The organism is Pedobacter sp. P26, assembly GCF_050632135.1.
Classification (GTDB): domain Bacteria; phylum Bacteroidota; class Bacteroidia; order Sphingobacteriales; family Sphingobacteriaceae; genus Pedobacter.
This window is the reverse complement of sequence record NZ_CP192574.1, coordinates 5,709,740-5,734,322: the sequence shown is the minus strand read 5'-3', so window position 1 is coordinate 5,734,322 and position 24,583 is coordinate 5,709,740. Positions and strand designations below refer to the sequence as shown.

The 24,583-nt window shown below is 38.7% G+C and carries 20 protein-coding genes and 4 pseudogenes; 19 read left to right on the top strand and 5 right to left on the bottom strand.

Annotated features, from left to right (window positions below):
• The first annotated feature begins 37 nt into the window (after window positions 1-37).
• The 5 genes from metH to ACQ86H_RS26640 all read left to right on the top strand — a co-directional run bounded on the left by metH (window position 38) and on the right by ACQ86H_RS26640 (window position 6,240).
• Window positions 38-3,754, top strand: coding sequence for a methionine synthase (gene metH, locus ACQ86H_RS26660; protein WP_431293042.1), 3,717 nt, complete (start codon window positions 38-40; stop codon window positions 3,752-3,754).
• A 68-nt stretch (window positions 3,755-3,822) separates the two neighbouring features.
• Window positions 3,823-4,776 (top strand): methylenetetrahydrofolate reductase [NAD(P)H], encoded by a 954-nt coding sequence (metF, locus tag ACQ86H_RS26655; RefSeq protein ID WP_138819640.1) that lies wholly within the window; start codon window positions 3,823-3,825, stop codon window positions 4,774-4,776.
• A 171-nt stretch (window positions 4,777-4,947) separates the two neighbouring features.
• Window positions 4,948-5,250 (top strand): hypothetical protein, encoded by a 303-nt coding sequence (locus ACQ86H_RS26650; RefSeq protein WP_431293041.1) that lies wholly within the window; start codon window positions 4,948-4,950, stop codon window positions 5,248-5,250.
• Window positions 5,251-5,323: 73 nt separating this feature from the next.
• Window positions 5,324-5,737, top strand: a complete 414-nt coding sequence (locus tag ACQ86H_RS26645; RefSeq protein WP_431293040.1) for a tail fiber domain-containing protein — start codon at window positions 5,324-5,326, stop codon at window positions 5,735-5,737.
• 143 nt (window positions 5,738-5,880) lie between these two features.
• Window positions 5,881-6,240, top strand: a complete 360-nt coding sequence (locus ACQ86H_RS26640) for a hypothetical protein (protein WP_431293039.1) — start codon at window positions 5,881-5,883, stop codon at window positions 6,238-6,240.
• A 256-nt stretch (window positions 6,241-6,496) separates the two neighbouring features.
• On the opposite strand, the gene thrC is transcribed toward ACQ86H_RS26640, so the two are convergent.
• The 5 genes and pseudogenes from thrC to thrA form a co-directional block, all read right to left on the bottom strand.
• Complete coding sequence (gene thrC / locus ACQ86H_RS26635; protein WP_431293038.1) at window positions 6,497-7,804, bottom strand: threonine synthase; 1,308 nt, start codon at window positions 7,802-7,804, stop codon at window positions 6,497-6,499.
• An 88-nt stretch (window positions 7,805-7,892) separates the two neighbouring features.
• Window positions 7,893-8,876, bottom strand: a complete 984-nt coding sequence (locus ACQ86H_RS26630) for a homoserine kinase (protein ID WP_431293037.1) — start codon at window positions 8,874-8,876, stop codon at window positions 7,893-7,895.
• Between the two features lie 46 nt (window positions 8,877-8,922).
• A complete protein-coding gene (locus ACQ86H_RS26625) occupies window positions 8,923-9,555 on the bottom strand; it encodes a LysE family translocator (protein ID WP_138819646.1) in 633 nt (210 codons plus the stop codon).
• A 5-nt stretch (window positions 9,556-9,560) separates the two neighbouring features.
• Window positions 9,561-10,013, bottom strand: coding sequence for a DinB family protein (locus ACQ86H_RS26620; RefSeq protein ID WP_431293036.1), 453 nt, complete (start codon window positions 10,011-10,013; stop codon window positions 9,561-9,563).
• Between the two features lie 4 nt (window positions 10,014-10,017).
• Window positions 10,018-12,470: pseudogene (gene thrA / locus ACQ86H_RS26615) on the bottom strand (bifunctional aspartate kinase/homoserine dehydrogenase I).
• Between the two features lie 865 nt (window positions 12,471-13,335).
• Between thrA and pckA the strand changes: the two are divergent.
• The 14 genes and pseudogenes from pckA (at window position 13,336) to nuoE (ending at window position 24,569) form a co-directional block, all read left to right on the top strand.
• Window positions 13,336-14,929 (top strand): annotated as a pseudogene (gene pckA, locus ACQ86H_RS26610) (phosphoenolpyruvate carboxykinase (ATP)).
• A gap of 298 nt (window positions 14,930-15,227) precedes the next feature.
• The gene (locus tag ACQ86H_RS26605) at window positions 15,228-16,058 is read left to right on the top strand and encodes a MotA/TolQ/ExbB proton channel family protein (RefSeq protein ID WP_086548865.1); all 831 of its coding nucleotides are present in this window, start codon (window positions 15,228-15,230) and stop codon (window positions 16,056-16,058) included.
• 79 nt (window positions 16,059-16,137) lie between these two features.
• Entirely contained in the window at window positions 16,138-16,752 is a 615-nt protein-coding gene (locus ACQ86H_RS26600) for a biopolymer transporter ExbD (RefSeq protein ID WP_138819650.1), read from the top strand.
• Between the two features lie 3 nt (window positions 16,753-16,755).
• A complete protein-coding gene (locus ACQ86H_RS26595) occupies window positions 16,756-17,262 on the top strand; it encodes an ExbD/TolR family protein (protein WP_138819651.1) in 507 nt (168 codons plus the stop codon).
• Window positions 17,263-17,279: 17 nt separating this feature from the next.
• Window positions 17,280-18,098 carry an energy transducer TonB gene (locus tag ACQ86H_RS26590; RefSeq protein WP_138819652.1) on the top strand — a complete coding sequence of 273 codons (819 nt, stop codon included), beginning with the start codon at window positions 17,280-17,282 and terminating at the stop codon, window positions 18,096-18,098.
• A 6-nt stretch (window positions 18,099-18,104) separates the two neighbouring features.
• On the top strand, window positions 18,105-18,332 hold the full coding sequence (locus ACQ86H_RS26585; RefSeq protein ID WP_113949917.1) for a hypothetical protein: 228 nt from the start codon (window positions 18,105-18,107) through the stop codon (window positions 18,330-18,332).
• Between the two features lie 8 nt (window positions 18,333-18,340).
• Window positions 18,341-19,246 carry a PstS family phosphate ABC transporter substrate-binding protein gene (locus ACQ86H_RS26580; RefSeq protein ID WP_138819653.1) on the top strand — a complete coding sequence of 302 codons (906 nt, stop codon included), beginning with the start codon at window positions 18,341-18,343 and terminating at the stop codon, window positions 19,244-19,246.
• A gap of 78 nt (window positions 19,247-19,324) precedes the next feature.
• Complete coding sequence (locus tag ACQ86H_RS26575; protein ID WP_431293035.1) at window positions 19,325-19,882, top strand: tetratricopeptide repeat protein; 558 nt, start codon at window positions 19,325-19,327, stop codon at window positions 19,880-19,882.
• Window positions 19,860-21,038, top strand: a complete 1,179-nt coding sequence (locus ACQ86H_RS26570) for a hypothetical protein (protein WP_431293034.1) — start codon at window positions 19,860-19,862, stop codon at window positions 21,036-21,038. The genes ACQ86H_RS26575 and ACQ86H_RS26570 overlap by 23 nt, the downstream gene beginning before the upstream one ends.
• Window positions 21,039-21,121: 83 nt before the next feature.
• Window positions 21,122-21,492 (top strand): annotated as a pseudogene (locus ACQ86H_RS26565) (NADH-quinone oxidoreductase subunit A).
• 221 nt (window positions 21,493-21,713) lie between these two features.
• Window positions 21,714-22,255 (top strand): annotated as a pseudogene (locus tag ACQ86H_RS26560) (NADH-quinone oxidoreductase subunit B).
• Window positions 22,255-22,755 carry an NADH-quinone oxidoreductase subunit C gene (locus tag ACQ86H_RS26555; protein WP_138819656.1) on the top strand — a complete coding sequence of 167 codons (501 nt, stop codon included), beginning with the start codon at window positions 22,255-22,257 and terminating at the stop codon, window positions 22,753-22,755. Before ACQ86H_RS26560 ends, ACQ86H_RS26555 begins: the two are co-directional and overlap by 1 nt.
• A 91-nt stretch (window positions 22,756-22,846) precedes the next feature.
• A complete protein-coding gene (locus ACQ86H_RS26550; protein ID WP_138819657.1) occupies window positions 22,847-24,061 on the top strand; it encodes an NADH-quinone oxidoreductase subunit D in 1,215 nt (404 codons plus the stop codon).
• Window positions 24,054-24,569: an NADH-quinone oxidoreductase subunit NuoE gene (gene nuoE, locus ACQ86H_RS26545; protein ID WP_431293033.1), complete on the top strand. Its 516-nt coding sequence runs from the start codon at window positions 24,054-24,056 to the stop codon at window positions 24,567-24,569. The genes ACQ86H_RS26550 and nuoE overlap by 8 nt, the downstream gene beginning before the upstream one ends.
• Window positions 24,570-24,583 lie beyond the last annotated feature (14 nt).

The window sequence follows — 24,583 nt, the reverse complement described above, 5'->3', positions numbered from 1 at the left end:
CCATTTTCCATTTTCCATCCCACATTTTACACAACAAATGGGTATAAGAGAAGAATTAGAGAAACGTATTTTGGTGATTGATGGTGCAATGGGTACCATGATTCAGCGATATACCTTAACCGAAGAAGATTTTAGAGGGGAGCGATTTAAAAACCATCCCTGTGATGTAAAAGGCAACAACGATTTGCTCAACATCACACGTCCGGATATTATAAAAACAATACACCTGGAATACCTGGCGGCCGGTGCCGATATCATCGAAACCAATACGTTCAGTACCCAGCGCATTTCGATGGCCGATTACCAGATGGAAGACCTTTCTTACGAAATGAGTTTCGAAGGGGCACGGGTGGCAAAAGAAGCTGTAAATGAATTTATGGCTGCAAACCCCGGTCGCAAGTGTTTTGTGGCTGGTGCTATTGGCCCAACTAACCGTACCCTTTCCATGTCGCCGAATGTAAACGATCCTGGTTTTAGGGCGGTTTATTTTGATGAACTGGAAGCTGCTTATTATGAGCAGGTACGGGGTTTGGTAGATGGTGGTTCTGATGTATTATTAATCGAAACTATTTTCGATACTTTAAATGCTAAAGTGGCTATTGTAGCCATAAAAAAATACGAAGAGGTAATTGGCCGTAAACTGGAGATCATGATTTCTGGTACTATTACCGATGCTTCCGGCAGAACACTTTCGGGGCAAACTGCCGAAGCTTTTCTGAACTCTGTAATGCACGCAAAACCATTAAGTATCGGTTTTAACTGTGCTTTAGGTGCAAAAGAAATGCGTCCGCATATTGAGGAGCTTGCTGCAAAAGCAGGTTGTTACGTTTCGGCCTATCCAAATGCAGGATTACCAAATGAGTTTGGTGCTTATGATGAGCAACCACACGAAACCGCACATTTGGTTGACGATTTTATTGCCTCTGGCTTTGTGAATATTGTGGGCGGTTGTTGTGGTACTACGCCGGAACATATTGGTTGCATTGCCAAAAATGCCAGAAAAGCTGAACCCCGCAAAATTCCGGTGCTCGAGCCTTATATGCGTTTAAGCGGATTGGAACCTGTAACCATCACTCCGGATAGTATTTTTGTCAATATTGGTGAAAGAACCAATATTACCGGATCTCCAAAATTCTCCAAACTGATTTTGGGTGGCGATTATGAAGCTGCATTAGCCGTTGCTTTGCAACAGGTTGAAGGCGGTGCACAGGTAATTGATGTGAACATGGATGAGGGGATGTTGGATTCGGAAGCAGCAATGACCAAATTTTTAAACCTCATTGCCTCTGAACCCGATATTGCCAAATTGCCTATCATGGTCGATTCATCGAAATGGTCGGTTATCGAAAATGGCTTAAAATGTTTGCAGGGAAAAGGAATTGTAAACTCGATTTCCTTAAAAGAAGGGGAAGATAAATTCCGCGAAAGTGCCCGCAAAATTATGCAATATGGTGCTGCTGTTGTGGTAATGGCTTTTGATGAGCAGGGGCAGGCCGATAATTACGAGCGTAGAAAGGAAATCTGTAAAAGGAGTTATGATATATTGGTAAACGAAATTGGTTTCCCGCCAGAGGATATTATTTTTGATCCAAATATCTTAACCGTTGCAACCGGATTGGAAGAGCATAATAATTATGCCGTCGATTTTATAAATGCCACCCGTTGGATCAAAGAAAACCTGCCTTATGCCAAAGTGAGTGGTGGGGTTTCGAACATCTCATTCTCTTTCAGGGGAAATAATACTGTTCGTGAAGCGATGCACTCCGCATTTCTTTATCACGCCATTCAGGCAGGTTTAGACATGGGTATCGTTAACGCGGGGATGCTGGAGGTTTATCAGGAAATTCCGCCAGAACTATTAGAGAGGGTAGAAGACGTACTCTTGAACCGAAGGGAAGATGCGACAGAACGTTTAGTAGAATATGCCGATACCGTAAAATCAAAAGGTAAAGAGGTGGTTAAAGATGAAGAGTGGAGAAAAGGTTCTGTTGAAGAAAGATTATCTCATTCTTTAGTAAAGGGAATTGTGGAATACCTGGATGATGATGTGGAAGAGGCCAGACAAAAATATGCCCGCCCGATTCAGGTAATTGAAGGACCATTAATGGATGGAATGAACATTGTCGGGGACCTTTTTGGTGCCGGAAAAATGTTCTTACCCCAGGTGGTAAAATCGGCTAGGGTAATGAAAAAAGCGGTAGCCTATCTGTTACCGTTTATTGAGCAGGAGAAACTGGATAATCCTGACCAGGATCAGAATTCGTCGGCAGGAAGAGTGTTAATGGCCACTGTAAAAGGCGATGTGCACGATATTGGTAAAAATATTGTGGGCGTAGTATTGGCTTGCAATAACTTCGAAATTGTAGACATGGGCGTGATGGTTCCGGCACAGGAAATCATCAAAAAAGCCAAAGAAATAAATGCTGATATTATTGGTTTAAGTGGTTTAATTACACCGTCTCTGGATGAAATGGTTCACTTTGCAAAAGAAATGGAACGCGAAGGTTTTACCATTCCATTAATAATAGGTGGCGCAACAACTTCCAGGATCCATGCAGCCGTAAAAGTAGCGCCGAATTATTCAGGTCCTGCTATTCACGTATTAGATGCTTCCAGAAGTGTTACCGTTTGCAGTACCTTGATGAATCCTGAAACGAGAGATGACTATATCGCAGGCATTAGGACTGAATATGACAAAGCCCGCGAAGCGCATTTAAATAAGCGTTCTGATAAACGTTTTAAAACGTTGGAAGAAGCTCGCGAAAATAAATTTAAGATCGATTTTCAACCCAACCTACCTGTTCCCGAATTTACAGGTACCAGGGTTTTCGATAATTACCCATTAGAGGAACTGGTTCCCTATATTGATTGGACGCCGTTTTTCCATACCTGGGAGCTCCGTGGAAGTTACCCGAAAATTTTTGACGATAAAAATGTAGGCGACGAAGCAAAGAAACTTTTTGATGATGCACAGACTTTATTAAAACGTATTCTCGACGAAAAACTGCTAACAGCAAGAGCTGTAATTGGTTTCTGGCCGGCAAATGCGGTGGGAGACGATATTGTTTTAGAAGTCCGGAGTCCGGAGTCCGAAGGCGCAAGTCTGCCTGTCGACTCTGGACTCAAGACTGAAGACTCAAGACTAATTACGATTCACACCCTCCGCCAGCAGGCCGAAAAAGTAGATGGACAGCCTTATTATGCGTTATCTGATTTTATTGCACCGAAAGAAAGTGGTATTCAGGATTATTTTGGTGGTTTTGCCGTAACTGCTGGTATCGGGATTGATGAACTGGTGAATGAGTTTGAATCTAATTACGATGATTATAACAGCATCATGGCCAAAGCACTGGCCGATCGTTTGGCGGAAGCCTTTGCCGAGCGCATGCACGAACGTGTACGTAAAGAATATTGGGGTTATGCACAGGATGAAAATCTGAGTAATCAGGAACTGATCAAGGAAGAATATGCCGGTATCCGTCCGGCACCAGGTTATCCTGCTTGTCCGGAACACACTGAAAAAGGTACTTTATTCCAATTGCTTGATGCGGAGAATAAAATAGGATTGCACTTAACAGAAAGTTATGCCATGTATCCAACAGCGGCGGTAAGTGGGTTTTATTTCGCGCATCCCGATTCGAGGTATTTTGGATTGGGAAAAATTACAAAAGACCAGATTGAAGATTACGCCATCAGGAAAAATATGCCGGTTGAAGAAGTGGAGCGGTGGTTAAGTCCGAATTTAGCATATTAACCCCCGGCCCCTTAAGGGGAGGGAATTACATACAAATTAAAATTTAAGGCCCCTTAAGGGGTTGGGGTATGAAGATTACAGACCATATAAAAAACGCGAAGGGTAAAACCTTATTTTCTTTTGAGCTATTACCGCCTATTAAAGGGCAAAGTATCCAATGGATTTATGATGCCATAGAGCCACTATTGGAGTTCAATCCCCCTTTTATTGATGTAACCTCGCTCCGCGAAGACTACATTTATAAAGAACAGGAAAATGGCTTGCTGCAAAAAGTATCTTACCGCAAGCGCCCTGGTACCATTGCCATCTGTGCAGCCATTATTCATAAATATAAAGTTGACGCCGTTCCGCATCTCATTTGCGGTGGATTTACCAAAGAAGAAACCGAAAATGCATTGATCGACCTACAGTTTTTAGGGATCGATAATGTTTTGGCTTTGCGTGGAGATGCACGTAAGGCAGATGGGAATTTTGTACCAACTCCTGGTGGACATTGTTATGCTACAGATTTAATCGAGCACATCAAGAACCATAACGATGGTAAATTTCTCCACGAAGATGTAGAAACCTTTAAAAGCGATTTCTGTATCGGCGTAGCTGGTTATCCTGAAAAACACTTCGAAGCACCTAACATGAATACCGATTTCAAATATCTGAAAAAGAAAGTTGAAGCGGGAGCAGAGTTTATCGTAACACAGATGTTCTTCGACAACCAGAAGTATTTCGATTTTGTAAAGAAATGCAGGGAAAACGATATCAATATTCCAATTATACCAGGTTTGAAACCTATAAGTACCTTATCGCAGTTAAATGTATTACCGAAGATTTTTCACATAGATTTACCTGATGAATTGACGGATGCGCTATCTCACGCTAAAAACAATAACGAGGCTAAAGAAATTGGTACAGAAGCGATGATCAAACAATGTAAAGAACTGATCGATTTTGGCGCCCCTGTATTACACTTTTATACCATGGGCCGCCCTGAACAAACTAAAAAGATTGCTAAAGCTATTTTTTAGTAAAAAGACCTCGCAGGTTTCAAAAAACTGCGAGGTCTGATCCAAACCATTATTGGAAAAGCTCCTTGCTTTCATAAACTTGCGCATAGCATCTGCCCAATATTTCAAATTCTTACAGAACTTTAACCTTAATTTTGTTGTTTTAATATTGTAGCAATTATATTTGTAACAATGAAATTAGATGGCCTTAAATATATATTGATTGCCTGCATTGCACTAACTTTTGTCTTAAAAGTGAGTCGTGTGGTTTCGTATTTAAGCTATTCTACCGATAACGTTGAGGTTCTATCTACAAGTGATGATGCAACAGAGAAAGAAGAAAAGAAAATAGAAACCGAATATGCAATACAGGAAACCATGTTTCATGGGAAAATGTATTTTCCGCTTCAAACTTCAAAAAAGGTGATTGTTCCTGATTGTTCTCTTCAATTGGCATACTTCCCTGAAGTTTTAACTCCACCACCCTCCATTTAAACATATTTTTGTGTTTAATTTTCTGCAAATCCTGTAGAACAGATAGTCTATTTCAAATTTTAAAATAATATATATGAAACGAGCAATTTCATTTGCAGTGTTATTAATCGCTGCTTCTTTAAAAATCAGTGCACAGGAAGTTGTGCAAAATAATGTTAAGCCTGTAGAAAATGCCCTGAGTCAGGTAACTAAGCTCCAGCCGGTAAGTTTTAATTACGATAAAGCCTGGGCGGAAAAACTAAAGTTATCAGCCAAATCACAGTATGGTTTTGTAGGTGCTGAAGCTAAAACAACTATTCCTGAGATCGTTTCAGTCCAAGCTAAAAGTTATGTATCTGGCAAAAACGCCTTTAAAAATGCGACCATTACTAAGGTAGACTACGAAAGTTTAGTCCCGCTTTTGGTCGCCAGTATAAAAGAGCAACAAGAGCAAATAGAACAATTAAGGGCAGAAGTAAACAGTTTAAAATCCAGAAATACAAAGTAGTTATTTTAGTTTTATAGTTGATTCAGGTCGGAGTAATGTTCCGACCTTTTTTATTTTTATAAATAAAACGATCCTACGTAACGCTTAAATTTTTATTTTTATATAATTAACCAAATATAAATCTACAATTAAAAACAATTCTTATGAAAAAGCTTATTCAATTATTCCTGTTTTGTACAGTACTGGCTGTGTTACCTTTGCAAAATATTAAGGCTGAAAGTAATGCCAGTAAATTTTTTAGCATTGGTTTAAATTTAAGTAATGGAACTGGTGATAACGGATCTATTTACCTGTACGGACCTACTCCTGTTAGTGCTTATTTTGGCCCAAGTGGAGGTTCGTATGGTCCGTTGACGGCCGGCACCTATACTATTATTATTTATACTGCAGCCCCAGGTTCACGCACTTTTAGATTTAATGGACAAGCGATTACCACCACTGCGGGGAGTGCGACATTTAATAATGTTAGCATTACTTCTACAGCTTTCGCTTCTGTTAATTAAATAAATATTTTCAAGTTGGTCCGGATTTATAGTCCGGACCTTTGTGTTGTTTGACTTTTTGTTTAAGGATTACAAATCCCGACTAACTTTAGAGATAGGTCAGAAGTTGGGATGGATTTGCACTTTTATAAATCGTCATCTCGACTGTAGCGCAGCGGAACAGCGAGATCTATCTCTAGACAGATTTAGCTTCACTGGGCACTCCATGGTTCTCGGCTTCGTTGCACTCCGCTCGAAATGACGATCAATCTAATTACTACCCTTTAAGCAAATAACTTTTAAATCCTTCAAAATCCACGCCTAACTGATCTGCATGTTTAGGTTTACTTTCCAAAGCTTTTACCTGCTCTGGGATTTCGATTTTAGCTGCAATATCCGCCGGGAAAATATCCGGGAATTTACAGGCATGTGCGGTAGATAAGAAAACGGCTGCACTTTCATCAGAAGGTTTTTCGTTTCTGTATTTTTCAATTGCCAAATACGCAATCGCTGTATGCGGACAGGCAACATAATTTAGTTTCTTGTCAAGTTCTTTAATGCCTCCCAATGTTTCTTCGTCAGTAAAGCGATAAGCTGTAACCACTTTTTTAACCGCTTCTACATCCTGATCAAACAGATCCATAATGCGGACCCAATTGCTTGGTGCACCAACATCCATCGCATTCGAATAGGTTTGTGTTGATGGTTTGGTTTCGTAAAAACCACTTTCTAAAAAGCGTGGAACAGTGTCATTTACATTGGTAGCGGCGATAAACTGTTTAACCGGCAATCCTAATTTGTAAGCCAGCAAGCCGGCACCGATATTTCCGAAATTTCCGCTGGGAACCGAAAATACAACATCGCTAAAGCCTTGTTTTTTCAATTGGGCATAAGTGTTGAAATAATAAAAGGTTTGAGGAATTAACCGTGAAATATTGATGGAGTTAGCAGAAGTCAACCTGAATTTCGCATTCAGTTCATCATCAGCAAAAGCTTGCTTTACCAAAGCCTGGCAATCATCAAACGTTCCTTTTACCTCAACGGCCCTAATGTTTTCACCGTTTGTGGTTAACTGTAACTCCTGTATCGGACTCACTTTTCCTTCGGGATAAAGGATGGTTACCCTGGTATTCGGAACACCTAAGAAACCTAAAGCTACTGCTCCGCCGGTATCACCCGAAGTCGCAACTAATACATCTAGCAGCTGTTCGCCATCTTTTAAGAAATAAGCCATCACACGGCTCATAAAACGGGCGCCAAAATCTTTAAAAGCTAAAGATGGACCATGGAATAGTTCGAGTACAAAGGTTTTATCATCCAATTTTACAGCAGGAGCTTCAAAATTAATGGCATCATCAATTAAAGCCTTTAAATCTTCGTCTGGAATTTCATCTCTTAATAGTGATGAAGCTACTTTGTAAGCAATTTCCGGTAAAGAATATTTCTCGATATTTTCGATGAAACCGGCATCAAGCTGCGGGATTTCTACCGGCATGTATAAGCCTTTATCCTGAGGCATACTGTTAAAAACGGCTTCTTTAAAAGAAACACGTAAATCTTTATTGTTGGTTGAGTATAGTTTCATTTTTAATGAGGTTGGAGGGTTGAAAGGTTGAGGGTTGGAAGGTTTTGGATGCTTAGCCCTCCACCCTTAAACCCTCTACCTTCCAGCCTTAAGAAATTACTCTTGGCCCTTCCGCGTTAACCGGAGAAACAAAAGCTTTGCTATTAATATTTATTTTATGCAAGTGTTGCTGTTGCGATTTAGTTATTTTTCTGGCTGTTTCTTTATCTTTGGTCAATGCGAAAACAGAAGGACCAGAACCTGAAATTCCGAAACCAATTGCACCATTTTCCATTGCCAGTTTTCTCATTTCTTCAAAACCAGGGATCAGGATCGAGCGGGTAGGTTCTACCAGCACATCTTTCATGCTTCTTCCAATTAAGTCGAAATCATTCATGAACAATCCACTTACCAAACCAGCTACGTTTCCCCATTGGGTAACTGCATCCTTTAGGGCAACCTTACTACGGATCATTTGGCGTGCATCTTTTGTTGGTACGTCAACTTCCGGATAAACAATTGCGGCGTACATTCCGGCTGGTGTTGGCAAAGAAATCACGTCTAATGGTTCGTAACTTCTTACCAGTACAAAACCGCCCAACAAAGCAGGTGCAACATTATCGGCGTGGCCATAGCCACAAGCCAGTTCTTCACCTTTCATGGCAAAAGGAACAAGTTCTTTGGCCGTTAATAAATCGCCCATTAATTTGTTAATGGCAAATAAACCTGCAACCGTACTGGCCGAGCTAGAGCCCAATCCACTGCCGATAGGCATTTTTTTGTGGAGTTCAATTTCTACGCCCACATCCAAACGATCGATGTGTTTTAAATAATGTTGCACACTGGCACTTACCGTATTTTTAGCAGCATCCAATGGTAAACGACCGTCATCGCCGGTAATTCTTTTGATCACTACTCCTGGTGTATCGGTAAAACGCATTTCCACTTCGTCACCCGGTTCATTTACGGCGAAACCCAATACGTCGAAACCACAAACAACGTTTGCTACAGTTGCGGGTGCAAATACCCGGATAGAAGTTCCAACTTCTAAATCTGCTGGAACTAGCTCATTATCATTTATATTCTTTTGCATCTTTTAATACTGATTGCTTTATTGGCTGTTTGGTAAAACTTAAATGTTATTTTTTGGTTAAGGCTATTTTTAGCCCCAATAGAATAAATACTACACCTGAAGTTTTGTTCATCCAGATCTCGATATTTTTATTTCGGTTAAAGTGCTTAGCTACGTTGCTTCCTGTTAATGCTAAAAATGAGCACCAGATTAAGGTTATGAAGAACATAATCAGGCCGAGTAAAAAATAAGGAATCGGATTATTAATTTCCTCACTGTTGATAAACTGGGGTAAAAAGGCAAGGAAGAAGAGGGCTATTTTAGGATTTAAAATATCACTCAAAAGCGCCGTAAAAAACATTTGTTTCATTCCGGTTACTTTACTTTCAACGGGCTTTATCTCAACGTGTTCACCTTTACTGGCAAAAGACCGGTAGCCCAGGTAAATGAGATAGGCTGCGCCCAGGTATTTAACTATGCTAAAAGCAATGGCTGATTTCGATAAAATTTGAGAAAGGCCAAATGTAGCTGCACAAGTATGTACAAGCAAGCCCAAACTGACACCTAGAGCAGAGTATAAACCTGAATTTTTTCCTTTAGAAATACTTCTTGTTAAAACCATTATGGTATCTACACCGGGCGTAATAACCACTATAATAGCAGCTAATATAAATGCACCTAAATTCTCGATTCCTAACATAGCTATTATGCCGTTATTTGCTTTAAATGATATTTTAAATGCAACACATAATCTTCAATAAAATAAGAAAGTGTATGCAGTTCTGTTTTTCCTTTTCCGGTATCACAGTTATTCTGAAGCTTTTCTTCCGGAATGTTTTCAATTACCCGGCAAATCTGATAGTTCAATAATTTCCAAAGTGTTTTAACCTCACTAATATCAGTTCCCTGATAATTTTGATAAAGCACCCATTCATCCTGATGATAAACGATTTTAACACACTGCTCATACTGGCCAATAATTAATCGACGGATATTATTCGATGCATTATCGATCAAATGACCTAATAATTCTTTTTTAGACCATTTTGAGGGTTGCGGTTTATCGTTCCATGCTTTTTCCGTGATATTTTCAAAATCAATCATTGCCTGATCAACCAGGCTTAGGATTTCATTTTTATGTGCTAAAACCGGATTCATGGTATTAATTGTTTAAAGTACCTACGTTAATGATATCGGCAAAAACACCGGCGGCAGTAACTTCAGCACCAGCACCAGGACCTTTTACCACCAACGGGCGGGTTTTATACCGGTCTGTAGTGAAAGAGATAATATTATCACTTCCCGATAGCATATAAAAAGGATGAGTGTCATCCACCATCTGCAGGCTGATTTCTACATTGCCATCTTCCAGTTTACCGATATAGCGTAAAACCTTTCCCTCATTTGCTGCAGTATTCTTTAGATTTTCGAAATAAGCAGCGTTCGTTTGCAGTTCTGAATAGAAATCCTCTACAGAGCTTGCATTTAAACAGGCCTCAGGTAAAATATTATCGATTTTCACATCGCTGGCTTCCAATGGATAACCTGCATCGCGTGCCAGGATCAACATCTTACGCATAAAATCTTTTCCGTTCAGGTCATCACGTGGATCTGGTTCCGTATAACCCAGTTCCTGTGCTTCTTTTACCGTTTCGTAAAAACCGGCTTCACCCTTAAAATTATTGAAGATGTATGAAATGGTTCCTGATAAAATAGCCTCAATCCTGGCAACTTTATCGCCGCTCATCATTAATTCTTTCAGCGTGCGTATAATAGGTAAACCAGCACCAACATTGGTTTCATAATAAAAATCAACACCAAATTTACGGGCGGTATCTTTGAATGATTTATACTGCGCATAACCAGCAGAGTTTCCTTTTTTATTGCAGGTTACTACTGAAATGCTGCTTTCGAATATACCCTGATAAAATTCTATTGGTGATTCCGCTGCCGTATTATCCACAAAAACACAGTTGGGTAAGTTTAAAGCTTTCATTTTGGCTACAAAACCAGCTAAATCAGCTTTTTCACCATTAGCAGCTAGTTCGGTTTCCCAATTTTCGAGTGGTAAACCATCTGCGCTGAAGATCATTTGTCGCGTATTGCTAATGCCTGCAACCTTAACCTGTAGATCATTATTAGCTGCCAGGAAAGGCATTTGCTCTTTCAGTTGATTAAATAAGGTTTTACCAATGTTCCCTGTGCCGAGGCAGAACACGTTAAGCGTTCTTTTCAGGTCGGTAAAAAAGGCGTCATGTACCGCATTAACCGCTTTAGATAGATCATCTTTGCTGATGATCACAGAGATATTATATTCAGATGAGCCCTGTGCAATAGCTCTTACATTGATACCATTACGGCCCAATGCATTGAACAAACGTCCGCTCATACCCGGTGTACGTTTCATGTTTTCACCCACGATGGCCAAAACTGAAAGGTTACTTTCAACTTCTGGTAGTTCCAGTTTTTTTGCATCCAGTTCCAACTCAAATTCTTTTTTGATTAATGAAATGGCCTGCGAAGCATCAGTTGGTTTAACTGCGAAGGTAATACTATGCTCTGATGAAGATTGTGTAATCAATACCACATTGATCTGTTCGCGCGAAAGTAGTGAGAATAATCTTCCGCTAAAGCCTGCCTTACCCACCATGCCACTTCCGGTTAGGTTGATAATGCTGATCTGATCAATAGAAGAAATTCCTTTTATGGGTAAATTAGATGCTTTTACATCACTTTTAATATAGGTGCCTGCAAAATCCGGTTCGAAAGTATTTTTGATCACAATGGGGATTTTCTTCATAAAAGCAGGGATCATCGTTGGCGGATAAATCACTTTTGCACCAAAATAACTCAGTTCCATGGCTTCAGTATAGCTCAGCTCTGGCAAAGAGAAAGCTTTTTAACGATCCTCGGATCAGCGGTCATCATACCGTTCACATCCGTCCAGATTTCTATTTCGGCTGCATTTAAGGCTGCACCCCATACCGCTGCAGTATAATCAGAGCCACCACGGCCTAAAGTCGTTACCCTTCCTGCTGCATTGCTCGCTATAAAACCAGTAACAAAAAGTACCTTATCCTTATTTTCCTGGTAAAAATTGTTGATCAGCATTTCAGTCAACTCGGTATCAACTTTGGCCTGACCGAAGTTGCTATCGGTTTTAATCAGTTCCGACCCGTTTACATAAAGCGCGCCTCCAAAAGTTTGCGAAGCAATGTGGCTGATCATAAAAGTAGAACAACGTTCGCCATAGCTTAAAATCTGATCCTTGGTCTGTAAGCTAAGCTCACGCAGGTTGGTCACTGCCTGTAGCAGATCTTCCAGTTCGTTAAAAAAGATTTTTAAGCGCGTAAACACAGGGTTTTGTGCTGCTGCAGGTAAAAGCGAACGGATTACCGCAAAGTGTTTGGCCTCAATTTCTTTTAAATGGGCATCATAATCTTCACCACGCTCAGCCATTTCGGCCATATCGGTAAGCAGATTGGTTACACCACTCATTGCCGATAATACAACTACCAGGCTATTCTTCTGTTTTTCTTCGCCAACCAGGCGCAAGAGGGTTTTAATGTTCTCGGCCGAACCTACGGATGTGCCGCCGAATTTGAGTACTTTCATTAGTTTATATTGGGTTTAACTGTTTGTTGCCGCACCGATCTGTGTTTTAAAATGCTCGTCTGTACAGGTTTCATTCAGCATGGTTTAAAAAAAGCGTCCCGACTTTCATCGGGACGCTCTCTGTGTTTTATGTTTTTTCAATTTACAACAAATTAGCCCCGCTGGTTTATACCGGTGGTAATAATAATCGTTGTAATAATTGAAGTGTTAAAATTCATCTTGTCTTCGTGTACTTTGTACACCGTAAAGTAGGAGATTATTTTCTTAAAATGCAAATGTTTTTTCAATTTTATTTCGAAATTTCTATTAAAACGTTTAAGTAAATGAAATAGCCATATTATTCCCCTTCTTTGGAGGGGTGACCGCAGGGCGGGGTGGTTGATCAATAATTTTTTTAGAAAAGATGCTGCAGTAGCTTTTTGGGCAGTGCAGCCCTGCTAACCGCTATAGTCCCGATGGTGGTGCTGTTTTGTTGTGGGTGAGATCGGGAGCTGCCGCTTTTATCAGGTTTATTTAATGCGGGCTGGTGCTACTATTGAAGTGCGTTGCCTTTCCGGCGTTTAATTATTCCCCTCCTTTTTCCAAGGCGGGGTGAAATTGATGTTTTTTATCTAAGAAGCATAACTTATACTCAATCCCATATAAGTCAGTCTGGACTCAGAAGATTTAAACACTAAAACCATTTACCATATTTTACTTAGTGTATATTTTTGATTTTTTTATATTTAAAAATATGATTTAATTAATTAAATATCAGATATTTAAATCATAGTGTATTTGCTACAATATGTAAAAAATTATGTTTTAAAACTCGTTTTTGTGCAATATAAGTCTTTACCTTTGCTCCACTAACTAACTTATTGTTATGAGCAAAAAGAAACTGCAAGCGCCAGATTTAAGCTATTTAAATCTAGGCGGGAACATTGCTGTAAATTACCAGTTATCTCCAAAAGAGTTAATTGATGATGCATTATTAAATAAAGAAGGTATACTGGCGGCATCGGGAGCACTGGCCATTGATACCGGTAAATTTACCGGACGTTCGCCTAAAGACAGGTTTATCGTGTGCGACGACATAACAGAAGAAGAGGTTTGGTGGGGTGATGTAAACATTAAAATCTGTCCTGAGAAATTCGACCAGTTATTCAATAAGCTTACCAATTACCTTGGCGATAAGAAAATCTATGTACGTGATGCTTCGGCATGTGCTGATCCGGATTATGCAATATCCATCCGCGTAATTACTGAAACAGCGTATCAGAATCTTTTTGCTCACAATTTATTTATCCGTCCTGATGAAGATGCTTTAATAAGCAGTCCGGAGTGGACCATTATTGCCGCTCCGGGATTTCAGGCAGATCCTGCTGTTGATGGAACCCGTCAGGAAAATTTTTCCATCATCAATTTTACTAAAAAAATGATTTTGATCGGGGGAACCGGTTATACAGGTGAAATCAAAAAGGAATTTTCTCTGTACTGAATTTCATTCTTCCGGTATATAAGAATACACTTTCTATGCACTGTTCGGCTAATGTTGGCAAAGATGGAGATACCGCTATCTTCTTCGGCTTATCTGGAACGGGCAAAACTACTTTGTCAGCCGATCCTGAGCGCGGTTTAATTGGAGATGATGAGCATGGCTGGGGTAACGATTCCGTATTCAACTTCGAGGGCGGCTGTTATGCAAAATGTGTTGATTTAACAGAAGAAAAAGAGCCTCAGATATTTAAAGCGATTAAATTTGGCTCATTATTAGAAAACATCAACTTCTTCCCGGGAACAAAAGATGTTGATTATTCCAATATTGATAAAACAGAAAATACGCGTGTAGCTTATCCCATAGATTATATTGATAATGCTATTCTGCCCTCTGTTGCCGCGGTACCAAAAAATATTTTTTTCTTACCGCTGATGCGTTTGGCGTATTGCCTCCAATATCCAAATTAAACGTAGAGCAGGCCATGTTCCATTTTATGAGTGGTTATACCGCTAAAGTTGCCGGAACAGAAGCTGGCGTTACTGAGCCCCAGTTAACATTTTCTGCTTGCTTTGGAAAAGCTTTTCTTCCATTGCATCCTTCAAAATACGCCGCATTACTCGGCGAGAAAATGAAAAAACACCAGGTACAAGTTTGGCTGGTAAACACAGGATGGAGTGGGGGAGCTTATGGTGTTGGTAAAAGGATGAAATTAAGTTATACACGGGCAATGATCAAAGCAGCATTAAACGGGGATTTAAATCACCACCATTATAAAAAACATCATGTGTTTAAATTAATGATGCCCTTAATTTGTCCGGGTGTGCCCTATGATATTTTAGACCCTTCTAAAACATGGGATAATCAGGAAGAATATTTTTTAAATGCTTATCAACTGGCAGATGCCTTCTCAGAAAATTTTAAGCAGTTTGAACTGACAAAAGTACCAAAAAGCAGACACGAAGCGTTAAAATTATGTTAAATGTGCTTTAAAATGCATTTTTTGAACGAAAAATTTGCAAATCGATTTTTTTTTAGTTTTTATTGTGAAAGAATTGCCTCGGCTGGGGCAATTTTTTTGTTATACACCTATGGTGAATTACCGAAACAAAATTCTAAGTAACGATTTAATTGCTTATTGATTTATTAATTTGTAATTTAAAATCAATTTATAAATTTGTTTTTCGCAACAATTTCGGATATGAAACGTTGAGTGTTGTACAAAAGAAAAAAACAGCTAAAAATTAAAAACAAGAACTAAAACTAAAATTTCAAAAAAAATGGCAAACGCACCAAAACCAACAACTGTTAAAAAAGAGAGCTCTTCTAGTGCTTCAAATGTATTTGCAACATTCGTTATTCCAATTTGTATTATCATTGGATTCTGTGTTTGGAGATTCGTATTCGGAGAAGGAAGTAACTTTATCGATGGTGACAGAGAGAAATTACCATTACCTGGTAACTATCTTGGAACAGCTTACAAAGGAGGTCCTATCGTAGCGATCTTAGTTGGATTACTATTAGTAGTAATTGTATTCTCTATCGAACGTTTCATCGTTATTGGTAAAGCAAGTGGAAAATCTAGCTTAGATACTTTCATTCGCAAAGTACAAGGTTTATTAAGCGCAGGTAACATCGAAGCTGCAAAAGCTGAGTGTGATAAACAACAAGGTTCAGTTGCTAACGTAATTAAATCTGGTTTGAAAAAATACAGTGAAGTTGAAGCTGATACTAATATGGATGTTGAGCAATCAATTGTTGCTATCCAAAAAGAAGTAGAAGAAGCTACAGCTTTAGAAATGCCAATGTTAGAGCAAAACTTAACTGTAATTGCAACTTTGGTATCAATCGGTACATTGGTAGGTTTATTGGGTACAGTAACAGGTATGATCCGTGCATTCGCCGGTTTAGCAAACTCTGGAGCACCAGATCAGTCGGCATTAGCGGTAGGTATCTCTGAGGCATTGATCAATACTGCAACAGGTATCTTGGTTTCTACTGTGGCAATTATCATGTATAACGTATTAACTTCTAAAATTGACAAGTTAACTTACGCAATCGATGAGGCTGGTTTCAGCATCGTTCAAACATACGCTAGTTCGCATAAATAAGAATTTTGAAAAAATTTTTACCGGCTTTATGGAAAACCGGAAAAAAGATCATCATTATTAAAAACTAGTAAAAAATATTATGCCTAGAATTAAAGTTAAAAGAACAAGTACAGTAACAGATATGACTGCCATGTGTGATGTGGCATCATTGTTACTTACTTTCTTCATCTTAACTGCTACAGCAAGGCAACCAGAACCACTAGCCGTTTCTACACCTTCCTCAACGTATGAGTTTAAGGTACCCGTAGAAAACAATGCGATATTAACCATTGGGCAGGGGAAAGTTTTCTTTGAAGTAGCAGGTACGAAAGTAAGAGCGAAAACATTGGAGCTAATGGGCGAACAGTACAAAATATCGTTCAGTCCGGCCGAAGTTCAACGTTTCTCGAACATAGGAAGTTTCGGTGTGCCAATCCAGAGCTTAAAGTCGCTTATCGCCATGAATAGCGGCGACCGTATGAAGCCTGGGGTTCAACCGGGTATTCCATCGGATTCGACTGACAATCAGTTAAATTCCTGGGTTTTAAATGCGCGTAAAGCTACAAAAGAGATCAACAATCAGGATATGCGTATCAGTATTAAAGGCGACGCCAAAGAAGAATATCCGGTAGTTAAAAAGATTATTGATGTACTTCAGAAACAAAGTGTAAACAAGTTTTTATTGGTTACCAACTCTGAAGCTAAAAAGAAATAAGAAATGGCAGAATTAAACACAGGCGGGAAGAAAGCCACCCCAAGGGTTGATATGACTCCGATGGTGGATCTAATGTTTCTTTTGGTAACATTCTTTATCTTAACAACAGTAATCTCTACGCCACAAGCGATGGATATTGCAAAGCCAGATAAAAACGAAAAGTTACCAGAGAACAGATTGGAACTGAAGGCAAGTAAAACAATGACTATTTTGTTAGGTAAAAGCAATAAAGTAGCATGGTACATGGGAGTAGCTGGCGAAAGCGCCCCAACTATCGAATCTGGTTCACAAATCGAAGATGCTATTGTTAAAAATAGAAAAGCAGCTGATGCCTCAGGCGTTGCCGGAGACTTTGTTGTACTGGTAAAACCAACATCAGGTTCTACATTCCAAAACTTTGTAGATATAATGGATGAGTTGGAAATTCTTAAAGTTAAGGTTCGTCAAATCGACGATGATAACATCCTTGACAATGAGAAACAGTTCATGAAAGAAAAAGGAATTTTATAATCAGTAAAACCAATTTTATGTCGAAGTTAGATATATTCAGAAAAGAATGGCTTGAAGTGGTTTTTGCAGATAAAAACAAAAACTATGGTGCGTACCAATTGCGTAAAAGTAATGGTGCAAATACCACCAAAGCCTTAATTATTGGATCTATTATCTTCCTTGTATTATTTTTCTCTCCAAAAATCTACAGCCTTATTAAAGGTTCAATGGATCAACAGGAAGATCAGGTAAAAGCACAGGAAGTAATTTTAGCTCCACCACCACCGGTAAATCCGGAAACACCTCCACCGCCACCGGTAGAGCCACCGCCACCAAAGGTAGATCAGGTGAAAATGCCACCTCCGATTGTAAAACCCGATATCGAGGTTCGTGATGAACCACCTACAGTTGAAAAATTGAAGGAAGCTGATCCAGGTCAGAGAGATATCAAAGGTGATCCAACTGCTGATATTGTTATCGCTGAACCAGTAGGTGAAGGACCAAAAAGAGAAGCTGCAGTTGCAGTTGATGATAATAAAGTTTATGACTTTGTTAGTATTGAGAAACAACCAGAATTCCCCGGAGGTATTGCTAAATTTTATGGCTACTTAGGTAAGGCAATAAAATATCCGCCAATGGCACAGGAGAACAACGTTCAGGGTAAAGTGTTTTTATCTTTCGTTGTGGAAAAAGATGGTAAATTAACAGATATCACAGTTACCCGTGGTTTGGGTAGCGGAACTGATGAAGAAGCCATCCGTGTATTAAAAGCGAGCCCACGTTGGAACCCAGGTATCCAGAATGGTAAGCCGGTAAGGGTAAAATACAACATCAACGTTAACTTTACATTGAACTAATAGTAGATGTTAAATTTTGATATTTTTAAGCAAAAATCGCCTAAACAGCGGTTTTTGCTCATTTTAGGCCTTATCATGTTTGTTTTTTATGTGGTATTGGGTTTCGCATTCATATTTTATGAGCCTATTGCACTTCGTTTAAGCACTATCCCGCAGTGGGGCCGCATTGCAATTGGTATCTTCTTAATTATTTATGCTTTTGTAAGACTTTTAAGCCTGGGTAGGCGCGATTAATCAATTAAATGAAAAATTTCCTTTTAATATTTTGTGTACTGGCATTAATCGTATCCTGCAAGCGTAAAAACAAGACGGATGCAGTTAAAGAAACCAGAACAAGCGGTACCTTAAAAATATTGGTTGATGAAAGTGTTGGACCGATTGTTCAGGATCAGATCAATATTTTTGGTTTAGACTACCCGGATGCAAAATTTGAGGCGACAGTTAAACCTGAAGAAGAATTATTACCTGCTTTCTTGAATGATAGCGTAAGGGTAATTATTTTACCAAGATTATTAACCAAGGCAGAAGAAAAGTATTATAATCAGCGTAATATTAAAATTAACTCTTCACGTTTCGCTATTGATGGCATCGCTTTAATTACAAATCAAAGCAATATCGATAGTACAATTAACGTTAAAGAGGTGATTGATATCTTACAGGGGAAGAAATCAGATAAAAAACTGGTCTTTGATAACGCCTATTCTAGTACCTTTCAGTATTTTAAAGAGTTGGCCCATATTGGCCAGTTTCCAGCTACAGGTGTTTACTCAAAAAATTCTAGCAAAGAAGTAATTAAACTTATTGCAGAAGATAAAAATTTTATTGGTATTTTAGGCGTGAATTGGATCACGGGCAAAGATACAGGGGTGAGTGAATCTCTTTCAAAGATAAAAGTGTTGGGTGTAAAGAATATAAAAGGGAAAGTAGGAGACGATCAGTTCTATAAACCAACTCAGGATAACTTAATCAATGGCGTTTATCCTTTCTTAAGAAATATAAATATTATAGATTGCGAAGGAAGAGATGGTTTAGGCACAGGATTTGCAACATGGTTAAGAAGTCAGAGGGGACAATTGATTGTACTTAAATCTGGACTTGGCCCACATAAATTAATGCCAAGGCAAATTAACCTGACCAAAGGAAATTAAATTAAAAATTATAAATTGAACCACGAAGTAAATCTAAAGAGACACTTCATTTTTATTAAATAAAAAACAGGATATCCGATGAAAATTTTAAAGAAAGCAATAACCTTAAATGTAGGTTTAGTGTTGATGGGTTCTGCAGTTTTTGCTCAAGATTTAAATGACGCGAAAAAAGCCATCGACGCGGAGCAGTATCAAAAAGCATCATCAATGCTTAAATCATTGGTGAGTTCAAAAGCTTCAGATGGTAATAATTATTACAATCTTGGTTTGGTTTACCTAAAAACCGGTTATATCGACTCTGCCAGGGCCGTATTTACCAAGGGTGTTACTGCTGATCCGAAAAACAACTTAAACTTAATCGGTTTAGGTGAGGCAGATATGTTATCTAATAACCCAAGTTCTGCTAAGACTAATTTTGACAAGGCAGTAGCTTTGGCACCTAAAGACTACAAAACTTATTTGTATATCGGTAAAGCCTATTTAGCACAGGATAAACCGAGTGATGATGTATCAAAACCGGATTTTACCAATGCTTTAGCAAATATTACCAAAGCAGATGAGTTAGATTCTAAAGATAAGGATGCTGAAGTTTTCTTAGCACAAGGCGATGCTTATGCTTTGCAGAAAAAACTCTGAAGCATTGGGTCCATATATGCGTGTTGGTGATGTTGATCCTAACAACAGAAGAGCTAAAACGCAGATTGGTAAAATGTACAAAGAATCAAGGGCTTTTCCTGAAGGCGAGAAAGAATTACAGGATGTAATTGCTGCTGATGCAAACTACGGTCCGGCTTACCGCGAGTTAGGTGAGTTATATTTACAATGGAGTAGTTTTGGTACAGATAAAGAAAAAGCAAAAAAAGCCATTGAGAATTACAAAAAGTACATGGACTTAACAGATAAATCTTTGGAGTCTCAGTTGCGTTATGCTCAATTCTTATTTTACGCAAAGGATTTTCCAACTTTGGAGCAGGTAGCATCAACTATACAAGCACCAGCTAACGATCCTAAGAGTGCTATCGTATCCAGGATGAAAGGTTGGGCTGCTTATGAGAATAAAAACTATCCTGCTGCACTTACCAGCATGAATGATTTCTTCGCTAAAGAGAAAGACCCTAACAAAATCCTTGCTTTCGATTATTTATATTTAGGTAAAGCTCAGTTAAAAGCTGGTCAAGATAGTTTAGCATTAATTAATATCACTAAAGCTGTAGAAAAAGATTCTACAAATGCCGATGCATTGGCTGAAGTTGCTAAAAGTTTTTACGATGCTAAAAAATATGCTAAATCATCTGAGATTTATGAGAAAGCTATAAAAGCTAATCCTAACGGAAAAGGAGCTTTATATAACTATTATTATAATGCAATGGCAAATTATTTTGATTATGCTGCAAAATTAACAGCTAAACAAAATCCTTCAAAAGATATCTTAGTAAGGGCTGATTCGTCAATTGCTAAAGTGACACAACTAGCTCCTGAAACTTACGACGCATATTTAACAAGAGCTCGTATTAACAGTTTGTTGGATGATGAGAAAGAGCCTAAGGGTTTGATGCTTCCGTTTTATGAGGAGTATATCAAAAAGATAACTGAAAAACCTGAATTAGCTACAGCAAACGCTAAGAAACTTTCTGAAGCTTATGATACTATTGGTGGTTATTATTACTACAAAGACAAGGAAAAAGCTAAAGAATATTTTAATAAAAGTGTAGCTGTATATCCTACTGGAACTTTTGCAGCAGCTAAGTTAAAAGAATTAGCTGCTCCAGCTCCAAAAGGTAAAGGCAAATAATTAAAAAGTTAAATAATTTAGAAAAGGCAGAGTTTGGTTACTCTGCCTTTTTCTTTTACTTTTGCAATCACAAAATAATAATTATGCAAGCGCAAAGTTCGGCTATAGATTTTTTACCAATTATATTTCAAGTAATTGTTGCTTTAGGTTTCGTAGTAACTACATTGGTTGCTACCCACTTTTTAGGTCCAAAACGCAAAACGAGTGATAAGTTAGAAACTTTTGAAGCGGGTATAAAATCAGTAGGTAATGCCCGCCAGCCTTTCTCTATCAAATATTTTGTAGTAGCCATCTTATTTGTACTTTTCGATGTGGAGGTTATCTTTATGTATCCATGGGCAGTTAATTTCCGTGCATTACGTATGGATGGAATGATTGAAATGTTCATTTTCATGGGCACATTATTGCTGGGTTTCATCTACGTAATCAAGAAAAAGTTTTAGACTGGAACTAATTCAGTTTACAGTTCACAATTGGCTTTAATGCCACTAGTTTTATAAACTGATAATCGAAAAATACCAATTGAAAACTGAATGTGTATCACTTACACTAACTCTATCGGGTTTTAGTTATTTAGAAAGGTTCTAAATCGAGTAAAGCTCGCTTGTTTGCCTGTAAAATATTGTAAATTTGTTGCTCATTCTGCAAAGGGATGAGCATTTTTTGTTTATAAACATGAGTGAAATTAATATAGTTGATGCGCCTCCAGGAATAGAAGGATCTGGCTTTTTTGCTACTTCTATTGATAAAGTGATTGGTTTGGCCCGCTCAAATTCATTATGGCCTTTACCTTTCGCAACTTCTTGTTGTGGAATCGAGTTTATGGCAACCATGGGTTCTCATTATGATTTAGGTCGTTTTGGTGCTGAACGCTTAAGCTTTTCTCCCCGTCAGGCTGATGTTTTAATGGTTATGGGTACCATTGCAAAAAAATGGCCCCGGTATTAAAACAGGTTTATATCCAAATGGCAGAGCCACGTTGGGTAATGGCGGTTGGTGCCTGCGCAAGTAGTGGTGGTATTTTTGATACCTATTCGGTACTGCAAGGTATTGATGAAGTAATTCCGGTCGATGTTTACGTTCCGGGATGTCCGCCTAGGCCAGAAGCCATTTTAGATGGTTTCCAACGTATCCAGGATTTAGTGAAGAATGAATCAGGCAGAAGAAGAAATTCTGATTATTACAAAGAACTTTTAGGTCAATACGGCATTAAATAATGGAAGAAACGACGCTAAATAACAACATAAACGTTAAACTGACTGAAAAGTTTGGCGAAAAAGTTACTGCTGTTTCTGAACCTTATGGGTTATTAACTTTTGTAACTTATAAAGATGTTATTGTAAATGTGCTTTCACATCTTAAAGAAGAATTAAAATTCAATTTTCTAACGGATATTACAGCAGTTCATTACCCTGGTAAAGATCATGGTATCGCTGTTGTTTATCATCTGCATAACATGGTAGAGAAAGTTAGGATCAGGATTAAGGTTTTCATTTCAGAGCAAAATCCAACTATCCCAACTGCAACAACGGTTTGGAAAGGTGCGAACTGGATGGAGCGTGAAACTTATGATCTGTTTGGAGTTAAATTTGAAGGTCACCCTGATTTACGCCGTATTTTAAATATGGATGATTTGGGTGTTCATCCGATGCTGAAACAATATCCATTGGAAGATCCGAACAGAGTGGATAAAAAAGACGAATTTTTTGGAAGGTAACCACTTGTCCTCTAAAGGAGAAATTGGGTAGAAGATAAAATTAAATATTATAAACATTGAAAGGAAGTCCCCTCCAGGGGATTTAGGGGATATGAATCATAACCATCCGGTATTTACAGATAACGACCCGCAAAGTGAGCTGGTAACCTTAAACTTAGGTCCAACACACCCTGCAACCCACGGCGTTTTTCAAAACGTTCTGCAATTAGATGGCGAACGCATTGTGAGCGGCGTTTCTACTATTGGGTACATCCACCGTGCTTTCGAAAAGATTGCCGAGCATCGCCCTTTTTACCAGATTACTCCACTTACCGACCGTTTAAACTATTGCTCTTCTCCTATTAATAATATGGGCTGGCACATGACGGTTGAGAAGTTGTTAAATATTCAAATGCCGAAACGTGTAGATTATCTTCGGGTAATCATTATGGAGCTTTCGCGTATTGCCGATCACATTATCTGCAACACGATTATTGGTCAGGATACCGGAGCTACCACCACTTTCTTATACCTTTTTCAGTTTCGCGAACACATTTACGAAATCTTTGAAGAAGTATGTGGTGCGCGTTTAACTACAAATATTGGACGTATTGGTGGTTTCGAAAGAGATTTCAATGATATCGCCTTTGCTAAAATCGATAAGTTTTTAAAAGAGTTCCCTAAAGCATTAAAAGAGTTCGAAAATCTGTTAACACGTAACCGTATTTTTATTGACAGAACGGCAGGTGTTGCAGAGGTTACCCAGGAAAAAGCGTTAGAATATAGTTGGACTGGCCCACTTTTACGTGCCACAGGTGTAGATTACGATGTTCGCATAAGTGACCCATATTCTTCTTATCAGGATTTCGATTTCGAAGTTCCGGTAGGTACTAGCGGTGATATTTACGACAGGTATTTAGTGCGTAACGAAGAAATGTGGCAAAGTGTCCGCATTATCGAACAGGCAGTTGTGAAGTTAAAAACAGAGCCAAAAGGCATTTTCCATGCCGATGTCCCTGAATTTTACCTTCCTCCAAAACAAGAAGTTTACAACAATATGGAAGCATTAATCTATCACTTCAAAATTGTGATGGGTGAGATTGATGCACCAAAAGCAGAAGTTTATCACGCTGTAGAAGGCGGAAATGGAGAATTAGGATTCTATCTGATCAATGATGGAGGCCGTACACCGTACCGTTTGCACTTCCGCAGACCAAGTTTTATAAACTACCAGATGTTTGCACCAATGAGCGAGGGCATGTTATTGTCTGATGCCATTATCAACATGAGTAGTATGAATATTATTGCAGGAGAATTAGATGCTTAAAGTAGAAGAACAAACACCTGTAGTGTTTTCATCAGAATTGCTGGCCAAATTTGATGAAGTAAAAAGCCGTTACCCTGAAGGCAAACACAAATCAGCTTTGCTACCATTATTACATTTGGTACAGGCCGAATACCTTTGGGTAAGTACACCAGCAATGGATAAGGTGGCCGAATATTTAAATATTCAGCCGATTGAAGTTTATGAAGTGGCAACATTTTATACGATGTACTTTTTAAAACCACAGGGTAAGTATGCCTTAGAGGTTTGCCGTACTGGCCCTTGTTGCCTGGTTGGTGCCGAAAAAATATTAAGCCACCTGGAAAATAAGTTGGGCATTAAAGAGGGTGAAGTTACTGCCGATGGTTTATTCAGCTTTAGAGGAGTTGAATGCTTAGCTGCCTGTGGTTTCGGTCCGGTGTTGCAAATTAGCCCGGAATATACTTTCTACGAAAACCTGACTGAAGCAAGTGTAGATAAATTGATTGAAGATTTGAAAAATAAGTCCTAAGTCGGGAGTCTTAA

What these genes read in the sequence shown, in the direction of transcription:
- metH (WP_431293042.1), top strand. Translation starts at nt 38, where the DNA reads ATGGGTATAAGAGAAGAATTAGAGAAACGTATTTTGGTGATTGATGGT.
- metF (WP_138819640.1), top strand. Translation starts at nt 3,823, where the DNA reads ATGAAGATTACAGACCATATAAAAAACGCGAAGGGTAAAACCTTATTT.
- ACQ86H_RS26650 (WP_431293041.1), top strand. Translation starts at nt 4,948, where the DNA reads ATGAAATTAGATGGCCTTAAATATATATTGATTGCCTGCATTGCACTA.
- ACQ86H_RS26645 (WP_431293040.1), top strand. Translation starts at nt 5,324, where the DNA reads ATGAAACGAGCAATTTCATTTGCAGTGTTATTAATCGCTGCTTCTTTA.
- ACQ86H_RS26640 (WP_431293039.1), top strand. Translation starts at nt 5,881, where the DNA reads ATGAAAAAGCTTATTCAATTATTCCTGTTTTGTACAGTACTGGCTGTG.
- thrC (WP_431293038.1), bottom strand. Translation starts at nt 7,804, where the DNA reads ATGAAACTATACTCAACCAACAATAAAGATTTACGTGTTTCTTTTAAA.
- ACQ86H_RS26630 (WP_431293037.1), bottom strand. Translation starts at nt 8,876, where the DNA reads ATGCAAAAGAATATAAATGATAATGAGCTAGTTCCAGCAGATTTAGAA.
- ACQ86H_RS26625 (WP_138819646.1), bottom strand. Translation starts at nt 9,555, where the DNA reads ATGTTAGGAATCGAGAATTTAGGTGCATTTATATTAGCTGCTATTATA.
- ACQ86H_RS26620 (WP_431293036.1), bottom strand. Translation starts at nt 10,013, where the DNA reads ATGAATCCGGTTTTAGCACATAAAAATGAAATCCTAAGCCTGGTTGAT.
- ACQ86H_RS26605 (WP_086548865.1), top strand. Translation starts at nt 15,228, where the DNA reads ATGGCAAACGCACCAAAACCAACAACTGTTAAAAAAGAGAGCTCTTCT.
- ACQ86H_RS26600 (WP_138819650.1), top strand. Translation starts at nt 16,138, where the DNA reads ATGCCTAGAATTAAAGTTAAAAGAACAAGTACAGTAACAGATATGACT.
- ACQ86H_RS26595 (WP_138819651.1), top strand. Translation starts at nt 16,756, where the DNA reads ATGGCAGAATTAAACACAGGCGGGAAGAAAGCCACCCCAAGGGTTGAT.
- ACQ86H_RS26590 (WP_138819652.1), top strand. Translation starts at nt 17,280, where the DNA reads ATGTCGAAGTTAGATATATTCAGAAAAGAATGGCTTGAAGTGGTTTTT.
- ACQ86H_RS26585 (WP_113949917.1), top strand. Translation starts at nt 18,105, where the DNA reads ATGTTAAATTTTGATATTTTTAAGCAAAAATCGCCTAAACAGCGGTTT.
- ACQ86H_RS26580 (WP_138819653.1), top strand. Translation starts at nt 18,341, where the DNA reads ATGAAAAATTTCCTTTTAATATTTTGTGTACTGGCATTAATCGTATCC.
- ACQ86H_RS26575 (WP_431293035.1), top strand. Translation starts at nt 19,325, where the DNA reads ATGAAAATTTTAAAGAAAGCAATAACCTTAAATGTAGGTTTAGTGTTG.
- ACQ86H_RS26570 (WP_431293034.1), top strand. Translation starts at nt 19,860, where the DNA reads ATGCTTTGCAGAAAAAACTCTGAAGCATTGGGTCCATATATGCGTGTT.
- ACQ86H_RS26555 (WP_138819656.1), top strand. Translation starts at nt 22,255, where the DNA reads ATGGAAGAAACGACGCTAAATAACAACATAAACGTTAAACTGACTGAA.
- ACQ86H_RS26550 (WP_138819657.1), top strand. Translation starts at nt 22,847, where the DNA reads ATGAATCATAACCATCCGGTATTTACAGATAACGACCCGCAAAGTGAG.
- nuoE (WP_431293033.1), top strand. Translation starts at nt 24,054, where the DNA reads ATGCTTAAAGTAGAAGAACAAACACCTGTAGTGTTTTCATCAGAATTG.